This is a genomic window from Microbacterium sp. JC 701 (genome assembly GCF_021026215.1).
Classification (GTDB): domain Bacteria; phylum Actinomycetota; class Actinomycetes; order Actinomycetales; family Microbacteriaceae; genus Microbacterium; species Microbacterium algihabitans.
Map to the genome: position 1 here is coordinate 509,944 of NZ_JAJNCV010000002.1, position 15,384 is coordinate 525,327.

The 15,384-nt window shown below is 70.7% G+C and carries 18 protein-coding genes; 4 read left to right on the forward strand and 14 right to left on the reverse strand.

Annotated elements, in window-relative coordinates; all coding sequences use genetic code 11:
* Positions 1-140: 140 nt before the first annotated feature.
* Positions 141-428, forward strand: coding sequence for a hypothetical protein (locus LPW41_RS10365; protein ID WP_144834906.1), 288 nt, complete (start codon positions 141-143; stop codon positions 426-428).
* 257 nt (positions 429-685) lie between these two features.
* Complete coding sequence (locus LPW41_RS10370) at positions 686-1,579, forward strand: GNAT family N-acetyltransferase (protein WP_367575757.1); 894 nt, start codon at positions 686-688, stop codon at positions 1,577-1,579.
* A 48-nt stretch (positions 1,580-1,627) separates the two neighbouring features.
* On the opposite strand, the gene LPW41_RS10375 is transcribed toward LPW41_RS10370, so the two are convergent.
* The 8 genes from LPW41_RS10375 to LPW41_RS10410 form a co-directional block, all read right to left on the reverse strand.
* Entirely contained in the window at positions 1,628-2,623 is a 996-nt protein-coding gene (locus LPW41_RS10375; protein ID WP_230704752.1) for an NAD-dependent epimerase/dehydratase family protein, read from the reverse strand.
* A gap of 33 nt (positions 2,624-2,656) precedes the next feature.
* Positions 2,657-3,100 carry a MerR family transcriptional regulator gene (locus LPW41_RS10380; RefSeq protein ID WP_230704753.1) on the reverse strand — a complete coding sequence of 148 codons (444 nt, stop codon included), beginning with the start codon at positions 3,098-3,100 and terminating at the stop codon, positions 2,657-2,659.
* Positions 3,101-3,144: 44 nt separating this feature from the next.
* Complete coding sequence (mutM, locus tag LPW41_RS10385) at positions 3,145-4,035, reverse strand: bifunctional DNA-formamidopyrimidine glycosylase/DNA-(apurinic or apyrimidinic site) lyase (RefSeq protein ID WP_230704754.1); 891 nt, start codon at positions 4,033-4,035, stop codon at positions 3,145-3,147.
* Positions 4,028-4,720 carry a ribonuclease III gene (gene rnc, locus LPW41_RS10390; protein WP_230704755.1) on the reverse strand — a complete coding sequence of 231 codons (693 nt, stop codon included), beginning with the start codon at positions 4,718-4,720 and terminating at the stop codon, positions 4,028-4,030. Before rnc ends, mutM begins: the two co-directional genes overlap by 8 nt.
* A 10-nt stretch (positions 4,721-4,730) precedes the next feature.
* Entirely contained in the window at positions 4,731-4,940 is a 210-nt protein-coding gene (rpmF, locus tag LPW41_RS10395) for a 50S ribosomal protein L32 (protein ID WP_013586329.1), read from the reverse strand.
* Positions 4,941-4,942: 2 nt separating this feature from the next.
* Complete coding sequence (locus tag LPW41_RS10400; protein ID WP_144835045.1) at positions 4,943-5,437, reverse strand: DUF177 domain-containing protein; 495 nt, start codon at positions 5,435-5,437, stop codon at positions 4,943-4,945.
* A 157-nt stretch (positions 5,438-5,594) separates the two neighbouring features.
* Positions 5,595-6,092 carry a pantetheine-phosphate adenylyltransferase gene (gene coaD, locus LPW41_RS10405; protein ID WP_144834894.1) on the reverse strand — a complete coding sequence of 166 codons (498 nt, stop codon included), beginning with the start codon at positions 6,090-6,092 and terminating at the stop codon, positions 5,595-5,597.
* A 41-nt stretch (positions 6,093-6,133) separates the two neighbouring features.
* Entirely contained in the window at positions 6,134-8,317 is a 2,184-nt protein-coding gene (locus LPW41_RS10410; RefSeq protein ID WP_154096498.1) for an ATP-dependent DNA helicase RecG, read from the reverse strand.
* Positions 8,318-8,394: 77 nt separating this feature from the next.
* Here LPW41_RS10410 and rsmD point away from each other — a divergent pair, with 77 nt between their 5' ends.
* Positions 8,395-8,955, forward strand: coding sequence for a 16S rRNA (guanine(966)-N(2))-methyltransferase RsmD (rsmD, locus tag LPW41_RS10415; protein ID WP_230704756.1), 561 nt, complete (start codon positions 8,395-8,397; stop codon positions 8,953-8,955).
* A gap of 1 nt (position 8,956) precedes the next feature.
* On the opposite strand, the gene thiL is transcribed toward rsmD, so the two are convergent.
* Positions 8,957-9,925 (reverse strand): thiamine-phosphate kinase, encoded by a 969-nt coding sequence (thiL, locus tag LPW41_RS10420; RefSeq protein WP_230704936.1) that lies wholly within the window; start codon positions 9,923-9,925, stop codon positions 8,957-8,959.
* A gap of 52 nt (positions 9,926-9,977) precedes the next feature.
* On the opposite strand from thiL, the gene LPW41_RS10425 reads away from it, so the two are divergent.
* Positions 9,978-10,481, forward strand: coding sequence for a DUF3515 family protein (locus LPW41_RS10425; RefSeq protein WP_144834888.1), 504 nt, complete (start codon positions 9,978-9,980; stop codon positions 10,479-10,481).
* A 9-nt stretch (positions 10,482-10,490) separates the two neighbouring features.
* On the opposite strand, the gene LPW41_RS10430 is transcribed toward LPW41_RS10425, so the two are convergent.
* From LPW41_RS10430 to leuD, 5 genes are all read right to left on the reverse strand, one after another.
* Positions 10,491-11,576 carry a D-alanine--D-alanine ligase family protein gene (locus LPW41_RS10430; protein ID WP_230704757.1) on the reverse strand — a complete coding sequence of 362 codons (1,086 nt, stop codon included), beginning with the start codon at positions 11,574-11,576 and terminating at the stop codon, positions 10,491-10,493.
* Positions 11,476-12,618 (reverse strand): NAD(P)H-dependent glycerol-3-phosphate dehydrogenase, encoded by a 1,143-nt coding sequence (locus LPW41_RS10435; RefSeq protein WP_144834884.1) that lies wholly within the window; start codon positions 12,616-12,618, stop codon positions 11,476-11,478. Before LPW41_RS10435 ends, LPW41_RS10430 begins: the two co-directional genes overlap by 101 nt.
* Positions 12,608-13,348 carry a 1-acyl-sn-glycerol-3-phosphate acyltransferase gene (locus LPW41_RS10440; protein WP_230704758.1) on the reverse strand — a complete coding sequence of 247 codons (741 nt, stop codon included), beginning with the start codon at positions 13,346-13,348 and terminating at the stop codon, positions 12,608-12,610. Before LPW41_RS10440 ends, LPW41_RS10435 begins: the two co-directional genes overlap by 11 nt.
* A gap of 3 nt (positions 13,349-13,351) precedes the next feature.
* Positions 13,352-14,725: a UDP-N-acetylglucosamine 1-carboxyvinyltransferase gene (gene murA / locus LPW41_RS10445; RefSeq protein WP_144834880.1), complete on the reverse strand. Its 1,374-nt coding sequence runs from the start codon at positions 14,723-14,725 to the stop codon at positions 13,352-13,354.
* A 62-nt stretch (positions 14,726-14,787) separates the two neighbouring features.
* Complete coding sequence (gene leuD / locus LPW41_RS10450; protein WP_230704759.1) at positions 14,788-15,384, reverse strand: 3-isopropylmalate dehydratase small subunit; 597 nt, start codon at positions 15,382-15,384, stop codon at positions 14,788-14,790.

Sequence of the window (15,384 nt, forward strand, 5' to 3'; positions counted from 1 at the left end):
GGGTTGACCCGTCGCGTCGAGACGCCCCGCGTCTCCGCTTCCCGTGAGCCGTCTTCCGACGCTGCTCCCGCTGGATCTTCACGATCCCGCCCGCGCCTCGCGCGCCTTTCCACTCGTCCTCTTCTTCACGGAGCCTCCGCATGAACGCCTTGTTCACGCGCGCGCCGCAGCACACGACGGCCGCGCCCACCACCACTCCCACCCCGTCCACGATCACCTTCGACACCACGGCCTACCGGCCGCTGGGCCTGTTCGATCGGCTCTCGTTGCGTCTCGGCCTCTGGCTGCTGACGCGGCACGCCGACCGCGCACGGGCCCTCGACCACCGGGCCGTCGAAGCCCTGCGGGCGCGCGACGCGGCCGCCGAGCGCGACCGCCGCGAACGCGCCTGGCAGAGCGCCGCCGCGTTCAGCCGCCCGCCGTTCTGATCCCGGTGGGGTCGACCACTCCGTCGACCCCACCCCTCCCTCTCCTCCTGCGACACGGAAGTCACGACATGACCACCCTCACGGCCGGCCTCGAGCTGCGCCCCCTGCACGTCCCCACCTCGATCGATGCACCGGATGCCGCGGACTTCCGCGACATGGTGCGCCTGCGCAACCTCATCTACGCCGAGATCTCCGGCCACGACGACGGGTCGATGCCCGCCGACGAACTGCTGCCGATGTACCAGCCCAAGCCCGACATGAAGCGCTATGCGTGGATCGTCGTGTTCCACGGGGAGGTCGTCGGCCGCGTCGGCCTCGAGTTCCCGCAGGAGGAGGGCGCCCGCACCGGCTTCTGGCACATCGACCTCCGGCGTTCCGCGTGGGGCCACGGCATCGGCCGCACCGCGTTCGCCCTCATCGAGAGCGTCGCCCGCGACGAGGGACGCACGGTCCTGCAGTCGTGGGCGGAGCACCCCGCCGCCGAGGGACCGCAGGTCGCGGCGCCGACGGGGTTCGGCGCGATCCCCGAGGATCACGCGGCCCGCTTCTTCCTGGCATCCGGAAACACCCTCGAGCAGATCGTGCGGGTGAGCGCCCTCGACCTCGAGGGCTCCCGACCGCACCTCGAGAACCTTCTCGCTGCGGCCGAGGCGGCCGCGACCGGGTACCGCGTGGTCCAGTGGACGCTGCCCACACCCGACGAGTTCGTCGACGCGTTCGCATGGATGAAGTCGCGCATGGTCACCGACGCCCCCTCGGCCGGACTCGAGTTCGACGAAGAGGTGTGGGATGCCGCGCGCCTGCGTCGCTACGAGCGCGACTACCTCGACGCCGGTCGGCACCTTCTCGTCACCGCGGCGCAGCACGTCGACACGGGCGAGCTCGCCGCCTTCAACGAGCTCGTCATCGGCAAAGACCGCGCGGCCGCCACGCACCAGGAAGACACCCTGGTCGTCGCGAGCCACCGCGGCCACCGCCTCGGCATGCTCGTGAAGTGCGCGGGGCTGCTCGCCTGGCACGAGGTGGCGCCGAGCTCGCCCCGCGTGATCACCTACAACGCCGAGGAGAACCGGCCGATGCTCTCGATCAACGAGGAGATCGGCTTCCGTGCCATCTCGTACGAGGGCGTATGGAAGAAGGTCCTCGACTGACGGGCGGGGGCGTCGGCTGCATCACCGACGCCCCCGTTCCGCGCGGTCTCAGGCGCCGATCAGTCCGCGCGCGCGGAGGTCGTCGACGGTGTCGATGAGCGTGGTCTCGGCCGGGCGGGGCGCGAAACCGAGCTCGGCCTTCGCCCGCTCATTGTGGATCACCAGCGGCGGGAGGTCGTCGCCGGGCACCTCCTCGACGGGTGCCTTCGATGCCAGTTCGCCGAGGTGCTCCCTCAGCACCGAGGCGACACCGAGCCACGACGTCGTCGGTCCGTCGGCGAGCAGCAGATACCTCCTGCCCGCGGCATCCGGAGCATCCATCGCCGCGAGATGCGCCGTGGCGACATCGCGAACGTCCACCACGCCGAAACGCTGACGCGGGGCGAGCGCCATCTGCCCGCCGAGGATGGCGAGGAACGCCTGCAACGATGACCGGGGGTCTGCCGTCAGCGACGGCCCCGCGATCCAGGTCGGGTTGAGCACGACGAGTTCGAGGGCGGCGCCCTCGCGCTCGACGAAGTCCCAGGCAGCGCGCTCGGCGACGGCCTTCGACCGCGGGTACGCCGGCAGTCCCGCGGTGCCGGGGTCGGTCCAGTCCCCCTCGTCGAACTCGCGCACGCCCTGCGCGTTCAGCGGCTTGGCGGAGTACCCGACCGCGGCGAACGACGAGGTCAGCACGACCCGCTTCACCCCGGCATCACGGGCCGCGCGCAGTGCGCGCAACGCACCGTCGCGCGCGGGAGTGACGACAAGATCGGCGTCTTCGGTGGCGTGCGTCATCGGAGAGGCGACGTGGTGCACGCCGGCGACCCCGGCCACCGCGGCATCCCACCCGGCGTCTTCGGTCAGCGAGGCGACGGCGACCTCGAGGTCGGCGTCATCGGCACCCGCGCGGCGGACCGCCGCCCGGAGCGCGGGCTCGGCCTCGAGGGAGCGGAGGGTCGCGCGCACGGAAGTGCCGCGCTGGAGAAGGTCGGCGACGAGGCGAGAGCCGAGGTATCCCGTGGCTCCCGTGACGAGGATGGTGCGGTGAGAAGTGTTCATGGTCAGAGTCGAACAGACCTCAAGCGCGTGAAGTCAAGCGTGGATCATCGCTTCGAGCCGCGGGGTGATCTCCGCCACGCGCGCCTGCGCCTCGGACTCGGCGGCGACGTCGCCGCGCTCGCGGGCATCCCACAGCGCGGCTTTGCGCTCCAGGTAGTCGCGGTGCACGTGGAGGGCCGCGATCTCGAGCTCGACCCGCTCGGCATGGCGCAGCAACAGATCCCGCTGCTCCCCCGCCGCCTCGTGCCCCCGCGCCCGATTCGCCTGATAGGTGCGCATGTCCTCGATGCCGACCCCCATCGCGCGCAAGCACCCGAGCACCTGGAGGTCGTCGAGGTCGCGCTCTCGATACCGTCGGTGTCCGCTGCTCGGATCGCGCGAGATCGGACCGATGAGCCCGACCTCCTCGTAGTACCGGAGGGTGGGTTCGCTCAGCCCCGAACGTCGCGCGGCCTGCTGGATGGTGACCATCGACATGCCACCAGCACAGCACACCTCAAGCGCTTGAGGTCAACGTCGCATCAGCGCAGCTTCTGGCAGTGCGGGCAGAAGTGACTCGAGCGGTTCATGAACGACACCCGCACGATCGGCCGCCCGCATCGCGGACACGGCTGACCCGTGCGGCCGTAGGCGTTGAGGGAGTGCGCGAAGTAGCCCGCCTGACCGTTGACGTTGACGTACTGCGCGTCGAAACTCGTGCCGCCCTCGGCGAGGGCCTTCTCGAGCACCGCCTGCACCTCGCCGAGAAGGCGGTTGACCGCCCGGGTCGGCAGATCGCGCGCCGAGGTCTCGGGGTGGATGCGCGCCGCCCACAGCGACTCGTCGGCGTAGATGTTGCCGATTCCGCTGGCCGCCGTCTGATCCAGCAGCACCCGTTTGATGCCGGATGCCGTGCGTGCGAGACGCGCGCGGAAGCGCGTCGCGCTGAATGCGGGATCGAGGGGGTCGCGACCGATGTGCGCGACTTGCGTGGGAACCCGCGCGAGCGCGGATCCCCGGCCGCCCGCCGCCCCGTCGGGGGTGTCGACGAGACGGTCGATCGCGAGCGAGCCGAAGGTGCGCTGATCGGCGAAGACGACCGAGAGTGCGCCGTGCTCCGGGTGTTCGAGCTCGATGCGGATGCGCTCGTGCCGTTCCTCGGGTGCCCCGGGCAGGCGCAGCAGCATCTGCCCGCTCATGCCGAGGTGCGTGACGATCGCCTCGTCGTCGCCGACCGGCATCCACAAGAACTTGCCGCGCCGCACGGCGGATGCGATGCGCCGGCCGGTCAGCTCGGCCTCGAAGTGGGCCGCTCCCCCGGTGTGCCGAGTCAGGGCGCGCTCGTCGCGCACGTCGACCGACGAGATGAGGGCGCCGGTGACGGCGGGTTCGAGACCCGCGCGCACCACCTCGACCTCGGGAAGCTCAGGCACGCGCGTCGAGCTCGCGCCACGCCGTGAGGGCGGCGGCCATCTCGGCCTGCTTCTTGCTCGACCCCTCGCCGGTGGTCGAGACGTCGCCCACCGTGACGGTCGCCGTGAAGCGGCGGTCGTGGTCGGGACCCGTCGCCTCGACGCCGTAGACGGGCGCAGACAGACCGAGCCGTGCGGCGATCTCCTGCAGGCTCGTCTTCGGGTCCATCGCCGCGCCATAGCGTTCGGGGTCGGCCATGAGGGGCTCGACCAGACGCAGGACCATGGCGGACGCGGCATCCGGACCCGCCGACAGGAAGGTCGCGCCGATCAGCGCTTCCATGGTGTCGGCGAGGATCGAATCCTTGTCGCGACCGCCGGTGAGGATCTCACCGCGGCCGAGCCGGATGTGCGCGCCGAGGTCGATCGTCCGCGCGATCTCGGCGAGGGCGACCGTCGACACGACGCTCGCGCGCCTCTTGGCCAGGCTTCCTTCATCGAGATCCGGATGCCGGGTGAACAGGCGCACCGTGACGGCTTGGCCCAGAACGGAGTCGCCGAGGAATTCGAGGCGCTCGTTGTGCGGGACGCCGCCGTTCTCGTAGGCGAACGAGCGATGCGTCAGAGCGAGTGAAAGAAGCTCGGGGTCGATGTCGACCCCGAGCTTCTCGGTGAGCGCTGCGCGCTCGACGTTGTTACGCGTCACGAATCGCCGATCAGACGTCGGCGACCTTGCGGCCCTTGTACTCGAGGAAGAGCTCGGTGCCCTGCGAGTCGGTGACGACCTTCGCCTGGTGGGGGCGGCTGTAGACGACCTTGCCGTTCTCGATGGTCTTGACCAGCGCGGGGGCTTCAGCCTTCCACTGCGCACGACGCGAGCGGGTGTTGGAGCGGGAGACCTTCCGCTTCGGGGGGTTACCTGCCATGACTAGCTCTTCTCTGTCTTGGGGGCGGCGCGGAGCGCATCGCCGTCGTCTGGGGTGTACTGCTGGAGCGCTGCCCACCGGGGATCGGCAGGCGTCTGCTCCGTGTTGCCGGGGCTTTCCGTCAGCCTCTCGCCCGTGTTCGGGTCGAGCCCGGGGCAGTCCGGCTGACACACCGGCTGGAACGGAAGCGACAGGACAATGGCATCCCGGACCAGATTTTCAAGATCCACGTGGTCGTCTTGAACGTCATAGTCGCTCGCTTCATCCCCAGGATACGCGAAAAGTTCCTGGAACTCGACTTCGACAGGCTCGGTGATGTCGATCAGGCAGCGTCCGCACACGCCCGTGGCGGTGGTGTCGACGGTGCCCGAGACGAGGATGCCCTCGTGCACCGACTCGAGACGCACGTCGAGTTCGAGCGTTTCGCCCTCCGGGATGGAGAGCAGCCCCTCGCCCCACTTCTCGGGGGTGGCGAGGTCGAGGCTGTGCTCGCGCATCTCGCCCGGGTGGCGCTCGATGTCGCGCACGGGGAGCTGGAAAGGTCCGGGTCGGTGGGTTCTCACGGTCGTCAATGCTACCGGCGGGCGCCTGAACGGGGGCCGGGCGGCACGCGGGGGCGAACGCCGGGCGGTTTGCTCGGCCCGTAGCGGCGCCTCAGATGCCGCGGGCGCCGGTGTCGAGGAAGCGGGCGACGGCCGGCGGCACGTAGGGCGACACGTCTCCGCCGAGTCCCGCGACCTGGCGCACGAGCGAGCTCGAGACGAGGGCGTGGGCGGGGTCGGGCAGCAGGAACACCGTCTCGACGTGCGCGAGGTCGCGGTTGACGATCGCCATGGGCGTCTCGTAGGCGACGTCGACCTGCGAGCGGATGCCCTTCACGAGCACCTTCGCGCCCACTTCGGTGGCGTAGTCGACGAGCAGCCCCATGCTCCACGCGGCGACAATCACGTCGCCCTCGACGCCTGCCTCCGAGATCGACTGCTCGAGCAGCTGCTGACGCTGGGCGATGGGCAGCATCGCCTCTTTGCCGGGGTTGTGCACGACGAGCACGTGCAGCTGGTCGAACAGACCGGCGGCGCGACGGATGACGTCGAGGTGACCGAGCGTGGGCGGGTCGAACGAGCCGGGCACGACGGCGATCCGGGGATCCATGCGGCCAGCCTACCGACCGCTCCGGCCGAGGCGGCGGGTGCTCAGGACTTCGCCAGCGCGGCGCGCTCCTCCACCCCGACTCGGCGTTCGAGGGCGGCGGCGAGGGCCGGATGCCGCTGCAGAGCCGGGTCGTCGGCGAGAAGCCTCTCGCCCTCGGCGCGTGCCTCGACGATGAGCTCGGAGTCGGTGATGACGCGCAGCAGCTTGAGCGAGGAGCGTGCCCCCGACTGGGCACCACCGAGCACATCGCCCTCTCCGCGCAGTTCGAGGTCGACCTCGGCCAGCGCGAAGCCATCGAGGGTCGCGGCGACCGCTTCGACCCGCGAGCGCGCCGAGGTTCCGGGCGCGGCCTCGGTCACGAGCAGGCAGAGCCCCGGCAGGCCTCCTCGCCCGACGCGGCCGCGCAACTGGTGCAGCTGCGACACGCCGAAGCGGTCGGCCTCGAGGATCACCATCGTGGAGGCGTTGGGCACGTCGACGCCGACTTCGATGACGGTCGTGGCGACGAGCACGTCGATGTCGCCGCGGGCGAAGGCCTGCATGACGGCGTCCTTCTCGTCGGCCGACATCTTGCCGTGCAGGATCTGGGTGTGGATGCCGCGGAACGCGGGCAGCTGCGACAGCAGGGCTTCGACCTGCACCACGCCCCAGCGCGTGCGCGCTCCCTCGGCGGCGGTCGGAGCGGGTGCATCGGGCGCATCGGCGGGTTCGTCGCTCTTTCCGTCGGCCACCTGATCGGCGTCGATGGCGGGGCAGACCACGAACGCCTGTCGGCCGAGCGCGACCTCCTCGGTCACGCGATCCCACACCCGGGCGAACCAGCCGGGCTTCTCGGCAAGAGGGGCGACGAACGACTGGATGCCCGCGCGACCGGCCGGCATGGTGCGGATGGTCGAGACGTCGAGGTCGCCGAACACCGTCATGGCCACCGTGCGCGGAATGGGCGTCGCGGTCAGCACCAGCGTGTGCGGGGAGTCGCCCTTGGAGCGCAGGGCCTCGCGCTGATCGACGCCGAAGCGGTGCTGCTCGTCGACCACCACGAAACCGAGATCGGCGAAGGTCGTCGTCGCGCTCAGCAGGGCGTGGGTCCCGACGACGATGCGCGCCTGACCCGACGCGACGCGCAGAGCCGCCTTGCGGCGCTCGGCCGCGGGCATCTGCCCCGTCAGCAGCGTCGGCATGAGCTCGGGCGCGAGCTCGGGACCCAGCATCCGCGCGATCGACCGCAGGTGCTGACCCGCCAACACCTCGGTAGGCGCGATGAGCGCGGACTGCCCGCCCGACTCGGCGACCTGCAGCATCGCGCGCAGCGCCACCAGCGTCTTGCCCGAACCGACCTCGCCCTGCACCAGACGGTTCATCGGCCAATCGGCCACGAGGTCGGCCTGCAGTTGCGCACCGACGGTCTGCTGGTCGGGCGTCAGCTCGAACGGCAGGATCGCGTCGAACCGATCGAGGAGTCCGCCCGCGGCGGCCGGTCTCTTGGTCGCCGACAGCGCGCGCACGAACTGCCGCTGCTGCAGCAGGGCGGTCTGCAGCACGAACGCCTCTTGCATGCGCAGCGTCTGCACCGCGGGAGGGATGTCGTCGTCGTGCTGCGGGCGGTGGATGCTCTCGAGCGCCGCCCGCGCCGGGAGCAGTCCACGCCGGGCGCGGAGACTCTCGGGCAGCGGGTCGTCGATGTCGTCGAGCCCGTCGAGCACGAGCGAGATGGTCTTCTGCACGAGGGTGCTGGGCACCGAGCTCGTCGCCGGATAGATCGGGATCGGCCGCTTCGCCGTGACCTCGGCCTCGGCGCGGGCTTCGGCGAGGTCGTCGAACAGCTCGTAGTCGGGGTTGGTCAGCTGCGTCTGGCGGCGGTACTCGCCGACCTTGCCCGAGAAGATGCCCCGTCGCCCGGGAGTGAGGTCTTTCAGCCGCCACGGCTGGTTGAAGTACGTCAGCGACATGCGCCCGTCGCCGTCGCTGATGACGACCTCGAGCAGGGATCCGCGCCGGTTCTGCATGCGGCGCTCGCTCGCGCTGACCACCTCGGCCACGATCGTGACGGGTTCGCCCAGCGGCAGAGAGGCGATGGGCGTGAGCTCGCCGCGTCGCGCGTACCGCCGCGGATAGTGCTCGAGCAGCTCACCCACGGTCTTCACGCCGAACGCCTTGTCGAACGCCGTCGCCGTCTTGCCGCCGATGGCGCCGTCGAGGCGCGACGCGAGCGAGAATCCGGGCATGCCTCCGAGTCTAGGCAGGGCCTCCGACACCGACGGCCCGCCCGGCGGCGACCACGCCCGGACCCTAGGCTGGGACGGTGACGCGCATCATCTCCGGCCGCGCCGGCGGCACCGTTCTCGACGTCCCCCCGAAGGGCACGCGGCCCACCAGCGACCGCGTCCGCGAGTCGCTGTTCGGCGCGCTCGAATCGGCCGGGCTCCTCGACGACGCGCGCGTGGCCGACCTGTACGCCGGATCCGGGGCCCTGGGGCTCGAGAGCCTGAGCCGCGGCGCGGCGTCCGCCGACCTCGTCGAGCTGTCGGCCCCCGCCGCGACGCTCATCCGCAAGAACGCCGACCGTCTGCGCACCGCGGGCGTGAACGCCCCCGCGCGCGTGCACCGGGCGAACGTCACGACCTGGCTCTCGGCATCCGTCGCCGAATTCGACCTCGTGTTCCTCGACCCGCCCTACGACGTCGGCGACGACGAGCTCACGCGCGCCCTGGTCGCCCTCGCTCCGCGGTTGAGTCCGGATGCCACGGTGATCGTCGAACGTGCGAAGCGTTCCCCCACGCCCGACTGGGCCGCCGCCGACCTCGAAGCCGACCGCGACCGCGCCTACGGCGACACGACGATGTGGTGGGGGCGCCCCGCCTGACTCAGCCGCGCCCGGCGTCCCAATCGCGGTAGGGGTCCCAGCCGCCGCGACCGGTCCAGGCGCGCCCGTCGACCGTGACCGCCTCCGCACCGCGCGGTTCGACCGTGCCGACGCGGCGACCGAGAGGGACGGCGTCTGCGGGGAAGGTCACGAGGAAGCCGTGGTCCTCTCCTCCGTCGAGCGCGAGGCCCGGGTCGTCTCCCAGCGTCGCGCTGTCGAACGCGATCGTGACGTCGGAGGCATCGGCCAGGCGCGTCGCGTCGAGCACGAGGCCGTCGGAGACGTCCATCATGGCGGTGGCTCCGGATGCCGCGGCCTCCAGCGCCTCGGCGATGGGTGGGCGCGGCCGGAGCTGGCGCGACAGAGCGCGGGCCTCGGCCGAGTCGAGCAGCGCCGGATCGACCGGGACCGGGGCCCCCTCGGCATCCGTGAATCGTCGGAACAGCACCTCGAGCCCGCGCGCGGCCTCACCCAGCTCGCCGATCACGTAGACGCCGTCGCCGGCGCGCGCGCCCGAGCGGCGCACCGGTTCGCGGCCGTCGAGGCTGCCGAGCGCCGTGACCGCGATCGTGAGGGTGTCCGACACGGTGAGGTCGCCGCCCTCGACCGCGCAGCCGGGAGCAAGCTCCGCGCAGGCGGCGGCGAGGCCGTCGGCGAAACTGCGCACGAACGACACGGGGGTGGCATCCGGCATCGCGAGGGCCACGAGCAGGGCGATCGGTCGCGCCCCCATCGCCGCGACGTCGGAGAGGTTCACCGCCGCCGCCTTGAACCCGAGGTCGAAGGGCTGCGACCACGCCAGGCGGAAATCGGGTCCGTGCACGAGCGTGTCGGTGGTTGCGACCACCCGCCCGTCGGGCACCGCCAGCACCGCGGCATCGTCGCCCGGCCCCACCGGCGCGGTCGAGGGAGGAAGGCGGTCGAGGATGCCGCGCAGGATCTGCCCCTCGGACAGCTCCCCCACAGTCATTGCACGGGTGGTCTCGGCGTCGGTCACCTCCCCACGCTATTAGCCTGGAGGGGTGCCCCGCTCCTCCCGCTCCCTCGCGCTCGTCGCCGCCCTCGTCCTTCTCCCGGGACTCGCGGCGTGCAGCACGACGGTCGCGATGGAACCGGCGAAGCAGGCGAACGACCCCGCCTGCGCCGACGTCATCTCGCGCCTGCCCGACCAGATCTCGGGCCAGCAGCGCCGGTGGACCGACGCGCAGTCGACCGGCGCGTGGGGCGACCCCGCCGCGATCCTCATGACGTGCGGCCTCGAGACCCCCGGTCCGTCGACGCTTCCGTGCCGTCCGTTCGACGGAGTCGACTGGCTCGTCGACGAGTCGCAGGCCGACCAGAACCGCTACACGCTCACGACCTTCGGGCGCAGTCCCGCGATCCAGGTCTACCTTGACTACGAAGAGGCGAGCAGCGCCGACGTGGCCCAGGCCCTCGGCCCACTGATCAGTCAGTACCTGCCGTCGACGGGTGCCGTATGCACCTCGGCCTCCGACACGACCCCGTCTCCGACGCCGACCCCCTGATCCCGCGCGTCAGGCCTTCGCGAGAGCCGCGTCGAGCAGGTCGCTGATGAGGTCGGGGTACGACAGGCCCGAGGCGATCCAGCAGGTCGGGAACATCGAGATCGGCGTGAACCCGGGCATGGTGTTGACCTCGTTCACGTAGAACTCGGTGCCGGTGTAGAAGAAGTCGACGCGCGCGAGACCCTGGCCACCGATCGCCTCGAACGCCTGGGCGGCGATCCGCTGCATCTCGGCGAGCTCACCGTCGCGCAGGTCGGCGGGGCACACGAGCTCGACGCCCGCCGCCCCGAGGTACTTCGCCTCGAAGTCGTAGAACTCCCGACCGGTCACGACGATCTCGCCGGCGACGCTGACGCGCACCGGTCCGCCGTCACGTCCGGGGAGCACGCCGCACTCCACCTCGCGGCCGACGATCGCCTTCTCGATCAGCACCAGGCCGTCTTCGGCGAAGGCGGTGTCGAGCGCGGCGTCGAGGTCGTCCCACTGCGACACCTTCGTCACGCCGACGCTCGAGCCGGCCTCGTTCGGCTTCACGAACACCGGCAGGTCGAGCGCGCGGATGCGGCGCTCCCACAGAGCGCGGTCTCGGGCGAGGTCGGCGCGGGTCACCGCGACCCACGGCACGACGGGCACGTTCGCCGCGCGAAGCACCTGCTTGGTGACGTGCTTGTTCATGCCGATCGCCGACATGAGCACTCCCCCGCCGGCGTACGGGATGCCGAGCAGCTCGAGCAGCCCCTGCACGGTGCCGTCCTCACCGAAGCGGCCGTGCAGGATCGGCAGCACGACGTCGACGTCTCCGAGGGAGCGGGTGCCCGCGGCATCCGTCACCGTCCACTCGCGCGAGAGCGTCGAGTCGGGCAGGCGCACGCGCGTGCCGTTGTCGCGCACCTCGGGCAGCGCGTCGGGGATCAGCGCGAACTTGTCGGGATCGTCGTCTTCGAGCACGAAGGCGCCGTCGCGCGTGATGCCGACCGGGATGACCCGGAAGCGGTCACGGTCGATCGCCCGCAGCACCCCGCCCGCCGTGGCGGAACTGATCGAATGCTCGCTGGAGCGCCCGCCGAAGAGCACCACCACCACCGGTTTGGTCATTCTGCGTCCTCTCGCCCTGCGGCTGGTCGTCGTCTGTCGTCAGGTGCGGTGCGATGTCGCGCGGGTCCATGGTCCCGTCGAGCACCATCTTGACCTGCTGCACGATGGGCATGTCGACGCCGACCTGCTTCGCGAGCTGCAGGACGGGGGCGACGGATGCCAGGCCCTCCGCGGTCTGCTGCATCTGGGCCACGACCTCTTTGTAGCCGTAGCCCTGGCCGAGCAGGCGCCCGGCGGTGTTGTTGCGGCTGAGCGGCGACTGGCACGTCGCGATGAGGTCGCCGAGGCCGGCGAGGCCCTGCAGCGTCTCGGGCTGGGCGCCTTGCGCGACGGCGAAGTCGGTCATCTCGACCAGACCGCGCGTGATGATCGAGGCCTTCGTGTTCTCGCCGTAGCCGACGCCGTCGACGATGCCGATCGCGACGGCGATGAGGTTCTTCAGCACGCCGCCGAACTCCGTGCCGATCACGTCGGTGTTCACGAACGAGCGGAAGTACCTGTTGCGCGCGCGACGGGCCACGGCCTCGGCGGTCTCGGGGCTCAACGAGCTGATGACCGCCGCAGTCGGCTGCTCGCGGGCGATCTCGAGGGCGAGGTTGGGACCGGATGCCACGGCGATGCGCGCCGGGTCGCACTCGAGCACCTGTTCGATGACCTGGCTCATGCGCAGGCCGGTCGACTTCTCGACGCCCTTCATGAGCGAGACGAGCGGTACGTCGGTGTGTTCGACGAGCGGACGGATGGCCGCGAGGTTCTCGCGCAGTGACTGGCTCGGCACCGACAGGAAGATCTGCTCGGCGCCGTTCAGCGCCTCGGCCAGATCGGTCGTCGCGGTCATGGTCCGCGGCAGGTTGATGCCCGAGAGGTAACGACTGTTGCGCTTGGACTCGGTGATCTCGGCGGCCAGTTCGGGGCGGCGCGCCCACATGACGACCGAGGCCCCGCCGTCGGCGAGGATCTTGCCGAACGTCGTGCCCCAGCTGCCCGCGCCGACGACGGCGACCTTGGGCCCGGTGGTGGGCACGACCGCCTTACGCGTCAAGGCGGCCCGTCTCGTTCTGCCCGTGCTGCGACGGGTTCCAGCGCTCGGTCGGAGCGGGAAGGCCCCGGATGCCGGCGAGCATCTCGGTGATGCGGTTCATCATCGCGTCGGTGGCCTTGGCGAGCGTGGCGGGCTGAGTCGCGGTCGCGGTGTACTCGCTGAGGTCCATCGCGGGTCCGATCTCGACGATCACGTGCGAGCGACGCGGGAACTTCAGCTTGCCGTAGCGCGGGAGGATCTGCTGCACGCCCCACTGCGCCATCGGGATCAGCGGCAGGTCGGCGGCGAGGGCGAGGCGCACCGCGCCGGTCTTGCCGCGCATGGGCCACAGCTCGGGATCGCGCGTGAGGGTTCCCTCGGCGTAGACGATGACGCCGCGGCCGTCGCTCGCGATCTGCTGCGCGGCCTTCATCGACTGGTTCGCGCTCGTCGAGGTGCGCGGCACGGGCACCATTCCGGTCGCCTTCAGGGCGGCCCCGAGAACGGGGACCTTGAACAGGCTCTCTTTCGCCATGAACCGCGGTGCGCGCCCGAGACGCCACACCGCGACGGCGACGATCACCGGATCGAACTCCGAGTTGTGGTTCGGAGCGATGACGTACGCGCCCTCCCGCGGGAGGTTCTCGGCCCCGCGGATCTCGATGCGGGCGAACAGGCCCGTGATGGGCACGATGATCGCCGCGAGCGGCCAGAAGGCGCTCGGCTTCGTCTTCTCGGGCGAGGCGGCCACGGGTCAGCCCACGACGTCGAAGTCGGCGTCGAGAGCGGTCAGCTTCTCGAGGAACTTCTCGTAGCCACGGCGGATGATGCCGATGTTGCGCACCGTCGACTCGCCCTCGGCGGCCAGGGCCGCGATGACGTAGCTGTAGCCGCCGCGCAGGTCTGGTACCTCGACGTCGGCGCCATGCAGGGGCGTCGGGCCGTTGATGACGGCGGCCTGCTCGAGCGAACGACGCGGAACGCGGCGGTCGGGGCTCGAGATGCCCTTCGGGTGCACGGTGATGTCGGCGCCCATTTTGTTGAGGGCCTCGGTGAAGCCGAGACGGTTCTCGTACACCGTCTCGTGCACCGTCGAGGTGCCGGACGCCTGCGTGAGGGCCACGATGAGCGGCTGCTGCCAGTCGGTCATGAAGCCGGGGTGCACATCGGTCTCGACCATGACGGGCTTGAGGGCGTCGCCGCGGCGGAAGAGGATGCCGTCTTCGCGCACGTCGAACCATCCGCCGGCCTTGCGGAAGACGTTGAGGAAGGTCAGCATGTCCTGCTGGCGCGCACCCTTGGCGAAGATCTCGCCGTCGGTCGCGAGCGCGGCGCAGGCCCACGACGCGGCCTCGTTGCGGTCGAAGATCGCGCGGTGGTCGTAGCCGACGAGCTTGTCGACGCCTTCGATGAAGATGACGCGGTTGGGCTCGTACGAGATGATCGCGCCCATCTTCTGCAGCACGGCGATGAGATCCATGATCTCGGGCTCGATCGCGGCGTTGCGCAGCTCCGTCACGCCCTTCGCACGGACGGCGGTGAGCAGCACCTGCTCGGTCGCGCCCACGCTGGGGTACGGCAGCTCGATCGAGGCGCCGTGCAGACCGTTGGGCGCCGTGATGCGGATGCCCTCGTAGCTCTTGTCGACGACGGCGCCGAAGGCGCGCAGGGCGTCCATGTGGAAGTTGATGGGGCGATCGCCGATGCGGCATCCGCCGAGGTCGGGGATGAGCGCCTCACCCAGGAGGTGCAGCAGCGGGCCGCAGAAGAGGATCGGGATGCGCGACGCGCCCGCGTGGGCGTCGATCTCTTCGAAGTGCGCGGCGACGGCGCCCGAGGGGTCGAGGTGGAGCGTGCCCTCCTCGTCACCCTCGGTCACCGTGACGCCGTGCACCTCGAGGAGCGAGCGGACGACCTTGACGTCGCTGATCATCGGCACGTCGCGCAGCGTGCTCGTGGTCTCGCCCAGGAGCGCGGCCACCATGGCCTTCGTCACCAGGTTCTTCGCGCCCTTGACCTCGACGGTTCCGCGCAGGGGCCGGCCGCCGCGGATCGCGAGGGTCTCGGCCGCCTCCCAGTCGGGCTGTCCGGGGTTCTGGTCTCCGGAATCGGTGACGAGTGTGCTCATGGGGGGTGGACCTCACTTCGTGGACGAGGGGCGGCAGATCGACCCGATCGGGTCGATCGGGCTCAGCGGACCGGAAGGGTCTGCGGCCGCCATGCCTCGCGGCGCGCCTCGAACTGCGTGATCTTGTCTTCGTCACGCAGCGTGAGCCCGATGTCGTCGAGCCCTTCGAGAAGCCGCCACCTAGTGTAATCGTCGATCTCGAAAGGGACCGTGAGGCGGCCGACCGTGGCGGTCTTCGCCTGCAGGTCGACGGTCATCTCGATGCCGGGGTGCGCCTCGAGGACGGCCCAGATCTGCTCGACCTCGTCTTCGGTGATCACCCCCGTGACCAGGCCTTGCTTGCCCGAGTTGCCGCGGAAGATGTCGGCGAACTTCGGACTCAGCACGACGCGGAACCCGTAGTCGCGCAGCGCCCACACGGCGTGCTCGCGGCTGGATCCCGTTCCGAAGTCGGGGCCGGCGACGAGAACGGATGCCGAGCGGTAGGCGTCCTGATTGAGAACGAACCCGGGGTCTTGGCGCCAGTTCGAGAACAGGGCGTCTTCGAAGCCCGTCTTGGTGACGCGCTTGAGGAACACGGCGGGGATGATCTGGTCGGTGTCGACGGCCGACCGCTTCAGCGGGGCCGCGATTCCGGTGTGCGTGGTGAACTTCTCCAT

Bases quoted from the DNA above. Each gene is read 5' to 3' on its own strand.
- thiL (WP_230704936.1), bottom strand. From the start codon at position 9,925: ATGACTGTGGGGGAGCTGTCCGAGGGGCAGATCCTGCGCGGCATCCTC.
- coaD (WP_144834894.1), bottom strand. From the start codon at position 6,092: ATGGATCCCCGGATCGCCGTCGTGCCCGGCTCGTTCGACCCGCCCACG.
- LPW41_RS10370 (WP_367575757.1), top strand. From the start codon at position 686: ATGAAGCGCTATGCGTGGATCGTCGTGTTCCACGGGGAGGTCGTCGGC.
- LPW41_RS10400 (WP_144835045.1), bottom strand. From the start codon at position 5,437: ATGCGCGAGCACAGCCTCGACCTCGCCACCCCCGAGAAGTGGGGCGAG.
- LPW41_RS10375 (WP_230704752.1), bottom strand. From the start codon at position 2,623: ATGAACACTTCTCACCGCACCATCCTCGTCACGGGAGCCACGGGATAC.
- LPW41_RS10380 (WP_230704753.1), bottom strand. From the start codon at position 3,100: ATGTCGATGGTCACCATCCAGCAGGCCGCGCGACGTTCGGGGCTGAGC.
- murA (WP_144834880.1), bottom strand. From the start codon at position 14,725: ATGAGCACACTCGTCACCGATTCCGGAGACCAGAACCCCGGACAGCCC.
- LPW41_RS10410 (WP_154096498.1), bottom strand. From the start codon at position 8,317: ATGCCCGGATTCTCGCTCGCGTCGCGCCTCGACGGCGCCATCGGCGGC.
- LPW41_RS10365 (WP_144834906.1), top strand. From the start codon at position 141: ATGAACGCCTTGTTCACGCGCGCGCCGCAGCACACGACGGCCGCGCCC.
- leuD (WP_230704759.1), bottom strand. From the start codon at position 15,384: ATGGAGAAGTTCACCACGCACACCGGAATCGCGGCCCCGCTGAAGCGG.
- rpmF (WP_013586329.1), bottom strand. From the start codon at position 4,940: ATGGCAGGTAACCCCCCGAAGCGGAAGGTCTCCCGCTCCAACACCCGC.
- LPW41_RS10430 (WP_230704757.1), bottom strand. From the start codon at position 11,576: ATGACCAAACCGGTGGTGGTGGTGCTCTTCGGCGGGCGCTCCAGCGAG.